Below are 4690 nucleotides of genomic sequence, written 5' to 3'. Positions count from 1 at the left end.
AATCACCCATACTGGCCGTTTCTATCTGAGATCCAATTAGGAAACAAAGCCCATCAAAGCCTTGAATCACTCCGCTTTATTTGGATTCCACTTCCCTTCATGAATCGCTGAATTCACATCTCTTCTTGGTAGCCAACCCATGGTTTCAAGTTCGGGCTTGTCTTTGAAGTGATCAACGTAGCCAATACAAAGGTACGCCACGATATCGATGTTTTCCGGGATATCTAATGCGTCTCTCAGTGTTGAGTCGTGGAGAATACTCACCCACCCTAATCCAAGATTTTCTGCCCTTGCCGCCAGCCACAAGTTTTGAACCGCACAGACTGTGCTGTATAAGTCCATCTCTTGTTTGATGGTTCTACCTAGCACGACCTTTCCGGTTTGATTACGGTCGCAAGTTACACAGATACCGACAGGTGATTCAACGATACCTTCCAACTTTAAGCGCTTATACATCGCCTGCTTTTCATCGGTAAACATTTCTGCCGATTCAGCATGCGCTTGATTGAAGCCCGCTTTAATTTGTTGCTTAGTTTCGATATCACGAACAACGACAAAGTCCCAAGGCTGCATAAAACCGACACTAGGCGCATGGTGCGCGGCGGTTAACACACGCATCAGAACGTCTTCTGGGATCTCATCAGGGAGAAACTGTCCACGAACATCTCGGCGAGAAAAAATCGTTTTATATACTGCTTCGCGTTCATTCGGCGTAATTTCCATACTTCCCTGCCTTATCGTCGTCTTATTGAGCCAGTATTATCCAACTAAAGTGTCTATGTTGCTAGTAGTACACAAGCAACATGGTAGAATGCCGCCATTAATCTTATCCTTGTATAAGATTGTTGAACCTTTCCATCGCTATTTAGCCAAATCATACCGAGAAACTTATGCCATTTTCCAAGCTTGGATTAAGCTCACCTATTGTTAAAGCCGTTGCAAAACAAGGCTACGAAAAGCCAACTTCGATTCAAGAAAAAGCAATTCCAATTGTACTTTCTGGTAAGAACCTTATTGCGGCAGCACAAACAGGTACAGGTAAAACTGCGAGCTTTGTTCTCCCTATCTTAGAAATGCTAAGCAAAGGTGAAACGCAGCGTAAAAAACGTATTCGCGCCGTGATTCTGACACCGACTCGTGAGCTGGCTGTTCAGGTTGAGCAAAACATCACTAAGTACGCCAAGTTCCTAAACCTAACATCACTAGCGATGTACGGTGGCGTATCTTACCAACACCAAAAAGACCGTCTGATTGAAGGTGTTGATATTCTGGTTGCAACACCTGGCCGTTTGATCGACATGTACGGACAACGTGCCGTTCACTTTGATGAAGTTGAAGTTTTGGTTCTTGATGAAGCAGACCGCATGCTAGACATGGGGTTCATTGAAGACATCAACAAGATCATTGCGCGTTTACCACAAGACATCCAAAACCTACTGTTCTCAGCAACGCTTTCAACGCCAGTTCGTGCGCTAGCGAAAAGTGCTATCAGCGAAGCAGAAGAGATTTCAATTGCCAAAACTGATGCGTCTAAAGCGAACATTGAGCAATGGTTGGTAACGGTAGATAAAGATCGTAAGTCAGCACTGTTGAGCCACATGATTACCGAAGGTAATTGGGATCAAGCGCTAATCTTTATCGAAACCAAGCACGGTGCGGCTAAGTTGGTTGCTCAACTAGAGAAACGTGGCATTCAGGCTGAAGCTTTCCACAGTGGACGCAGCCAAGCGATCCGTGAAAAGATCTTGGCTGACTTCAAGAAAGGTCGCCTAAAATACTTGGTAGCGACTGGCGTTGCTGCTCGTGGTATTGATATCGATAATCTAAGCCGCGTAGTGAACTACGACCTGCCTTTCCCAGCAGACGACTACGTTCACCGTATTGGTCGTACTGGCCGTGCTGATGCATCTGGTGAAGCGATCTCTTTCCTATCAAAAGACAACTTCAAAAACCTGTGCATTATTGAAAAGCGCCTTGGTCACCTGATTGAACGTCGTGTAGTGGAAGGTTTCGAGCCGCGTAAAGAAGTACCGATTTCAGTGCTGAATTTCGTTCCTAAGAAGAAAAGAGAACAGCAAGAGAAAGAAGGCAAGTAAACTATCAAAGCTTAACTAGCAGCGATAACGTGTTAGCCGACGTATAACTTAAACGAAGCCCCATGTGGCTTCGTTTTGTTCTTTGATACACAGATAAAACCGAGGTATTGAGATGATTACTCCTATCGCAACGAGATTAACCCGAGGACAAGACCTAAAGCTTGAGATCCAGATGCTAGTGACAGCGCACAATATCTCGGCAGGCTCTATCGCATCTTGTGTCGGGTGTGTTTCTCAACTCAATATTCGCTTAGCTAATGCCAACAACACCAAGCTAGTTCAAGCTCCGTTCGAAATCGTATCTGTAATGGCAACGCTAACGCCTAACCACCAGCATATTCATATCTCCGTTGCTGATGAGAATGGTGATGTGATTGGCGGGCATTTGCTGGAGGGAACGATCATCGCAACCACAGCTGAATTGATTGTTCACCGCTACGATACTTTGACCTTCAGCAGAGAGCATGATGATACGACGGGTTACACTGAGCTCACTATCAGCAGTAACACACAATAGCTTCACTGATAGCAGAACCAAACGCCTCATATAAAGCGATATAACCAATAGTAATTAGGAAACACGATGGCTACACACTCCGCAGACTCCGTTATCGTTCTCGATTTCGAAACCACAGGCTTATCACCAAATATGGGTGACCGAGCGATTGAAATCGGTGCGGTGAAACTTGTTAACGGCGAAGTCGTCGACACCTTCCAACAACTCATGAACCCTGGGTTTCGCGTGAGTGGGTTCATTGAGGGTTATACCGGAATCACTAATCGTATGTTAAGCACTGCTGCTAGCTGTGGAGAAGTGATGGATGAATTTGCAGACTTCATTCAAGACAGCCAACTTGTCGCTCACAATGCCTCATTTGATAAGCGCTTTCTTGATGCGGAATTAGATAATATTGGTCGCGATTACAATGGACAATTTGCCTGCTCAATGCTGATTGCTCGTCGTCTAATTCAAGACGCACCAACTCATAAGCTAGGCGACCTTGTGCGTTTCAAGAATATCGACAATGACGGCACTTTCCACAGGGCGTTAGCCGATTCAGAAATGACAGCGCGCTTATGGTTATTGATGATTGATGAACTGCAAAGCGACCACGGCATTCAACTGCCAAGCTTTCAACTGATGCAAAAAATATCGAAGACAGCGAAAGGCTCTATCCCAAAGCTGTTGATGAGTAATCGAGGTTAAAACCCTTACCATACGATAATGTTTGAAAGGCTGATGGGGTTAACACGATCAGCCTTTTTAGTTATTAACGAAGCTTACTTGTCCCCTACTCCTGCAGTGTCACCAGTGTAGATTTGAGACTCTCTAATTCATTCATGAAATAAGACCATTGCTTATCACTACTGGTTGCGGCGATATCCACCAAGAATTTGCCTGATGTCTGCATATTCTTATTAAGCTTAGATTCCAATTTGTCTGGATAATAGGCTTCGTTGTTCAAAAGCAAGTTCATAATAACTGGCTGAGCGATATGTAGGTCACTCTTCTTTTCCATCAGTGTTGTGAGATCTTGATAGGTGTTATTTTGATATTGGCGCCAGCTATCGTTGGTATTTACCCACTCTTGAGACCAAGTATATATAATCTGTTTTTGTTCTTTCGATACCGATCCTAGCCATCGTTCTAGCCTCTCTTCTATTCGATTTCGATATCGATCTCTGGAATCTTCGTCATTCAACGACAATCTTCCTTCGTAATAGTCTTGCTGCTTTTCTCTAAAGTTTTGTAAGAACTCACTATCTTGCTTAGGGCTCAGTTGCATACTTAACGCGTAAACATCGGGGGCAAACTTATTAACGATAGCGCGAATATGATTTTTAATTTGTTCGCTCTGGTCAACGATAAAGGCAGAATTCATATCGGCACGAGCAATACTTTGAATCACTTCTAATTGCGAAATATATAGAGGAAGTTGAGTTTCTTTATGCCAGACTTGCAATGAGTCTAGACGTGCTTCTAGCTCGGACTCTTGACTATTAGATAACGAAACAAAGTCTTCGATATAACTCACCGCAAACCAACTGATATTGTTATAGGCGAATTTTGTCCCACACCCAGCAAATAGAAAGCACACCAATATCACTAACCAACGGCATTTTCTCATTACACCCTCTCACAACCCTTTACTGATCAGCGAACCTGTAAACAGCCTTATCAGATTCACTCTTGATCTTATAACATTAGCTATAAAAGCAGCTGATCGTAAAAACTTTAAGATAAATTGAGACTTCACCTTGCTAAACCGTCTATTTAGGCAAATGATTAAACTAAAAATAATTAACGGCAGTGATATAACTTGATTTTTATTACTCATTTGACGTAGTGCGAACCCTATAAAAGAATCGGGTCAGCGTATTTTCAAATGATTGATTATTTGGGAGGCAAGCTATGGCCGCTATTCCTGAGCACCCAAGCGATTTAGAATATGAGCTTTGTTATTTTGACGATGGTTCAATAACCACAATCACGATATTCGTTCACAATCGACAGGAAGCGATGAATTGGTATGTTAGCGAGGCTTTGTTTCCTAATTGGATCTCAGATAGAAACGGCCAGTATGGGTGATTAT

At 43.2% G+C, this 4690-nt stretch carries 6 protein-coding genes; 4 read left to right on the top strand and 2 right to left on the bottom strand.

Translation table 11 applies throughout. The features are described from left to right. Positions 1 to 66 precede the first annotated feature (66 nt). Positions 67 to 723 carry a 5,6-dimethylbenzimidazole synthase gene (gene bluB, locus ACED45_RS23730; protein ID WP_371715181.1) on the bottom strand — a complete coding sequence of 219 codons (657 nt, stop codon included), beginning with the start codon at positions 721 to 723 and terminating at the stop codon, positions 67 to 69. A gap of 167 nt (positions 724 to 890) precedes the next feature. Here bluB and ACED45_RS23725 point away from each other — a divergent pair, with 167 nt between their 5' ends. From ACED45_RS23725 to ACED45_RS23715, 3 genes are all read left to right on the top strand, one after another. After that, positions 891 to 2096 carry a DEAD/DEAH box helicase gene (locus ACED45_RS23725; RefSeq protein WP_017630130.1) on the top strand — a complete coding sequence of 402 codons (1206 nt, stop codon included), beginning with the start codon at positions 891 to 893 and terminating at the stop codon, positions 2094 to 2096. Positions 2097 to 2208: 112 nt separating this feature from the next. Next, positions 2209 to 2613 carry a PPC domain-containing DNA-binding protein gene (locus ACED45_RS23720; RefSeq protein WP_371715180.1) on the top strand — a complete coding sequence of 135 codons (405 nt, stop codon included), beginning with the start codon at positions 2209 to 2211 and terminating at the stop codon, positions 2611 to 2613. 66 nt (positions 2614 to 2679) lie between these two features. Continuing rightward, positions 2680 to 3303 carry a 3'-5' exonuclease gene (locus ACED45_RS23715; protein ID WP_371715179.1) on the top strand — a complete coding sequence of 208 codons (624 nt, stop codon included), beginning with the start codon at positions 2680 to 2682 and terminating at the stop codon, positions 3301 to 3303. A gap of 85 nt (positions 3304 to 3388) precedes the next feature. On the opposite strand, the gene ACED45_RS23710 is transcribed toward ACED45_RS23715, so the two are convergent. Then, a complete protein-coding gene (locus ACED45_RS23710; protein ID WP_371715178.1) occupies positions 3389 to 4225 on the bottom strand; it encodes a DUF6279 family lipoprotein in 837 nt (278 codons plus the stop codon). Positions 4226 to 4509: 284 nt separating this feature from the next. Between ACED45_RS23710 and ACED45_RS23705 the strand changes: the two genes are divergently transcribed. Further along, the gene (locus ACED45_RS23705) at positions 4510 to 4686 is read left to right on the top strand and encodes an RNA helicase (protein WP_371715177.1); all 177 of its coding nucleotides are present in this window, start codon (positions 4510 to 4512) and stop codon (positions 4684 to 4686) included. Positions 4687 to 4690: the final 4 nt, after the last annotated feature.

Source organism: Vibrio crassostreae, assembly GCF_041439375.1.
GTDB lineage: Bacteria > Pseudomonadota > Gammaproteobacteria > Enterobacterales > Vibrionaceae > Vibrio > Vibrio crassostreae_D.
Note: the sequence above shows the minus strand (reverse complement) of the source record. Positions and strands in the feature narration are given on the sequence as shown.

What these genes read in the sequence shown, in the direction of transcription:
- ACED45_RS23720 (WP_371715180.1), top strand. Translation starts at nt 2,209, where the DNA reads ATGATTACTCCTATCGCAACGAGATTAACCCGAGGACAAGACCTAAAG.
- ACED45_RS23715 (WP_371715179.1), top strand. Translation starts at nt 2,680, where the DNA reads ATGGCTACACACTCCGCAGACTCCGTTATCGTTCTCGATTTCGAAACC.
- ACED45_RS23705 (WP_371715177.1), top strand. Translation starts at nt 4,510, where the DNA reads ATGGCCGCTATTCCTGAGCACCCAAGCGATTTAGAATATGAGCTTTGT.
- ACED45_RS23725 (WP_017630130.1), top strand. Translation starts at nt 891, where the DNA reads ATGCCATTTTCCAAGCTTGGATTAAGCTCACCTATTGTTAAAGCCGTT.
- bluB (WP_371715181.1), bottom strand. Translation starts at nt 723, where the DNA reads ATGGAAATTACGCCGAATGAACGCGAAGCAGTATATAAAACGATTTTT.
- ACED45_RS23710 (WP_371715178.1), bottom strand. Translation starts at nt 4,225, where the DNA reads ATGAGAAAATGCCGTTGGTTAGTGATATTGGTGTGCTTTCTATTTGCT.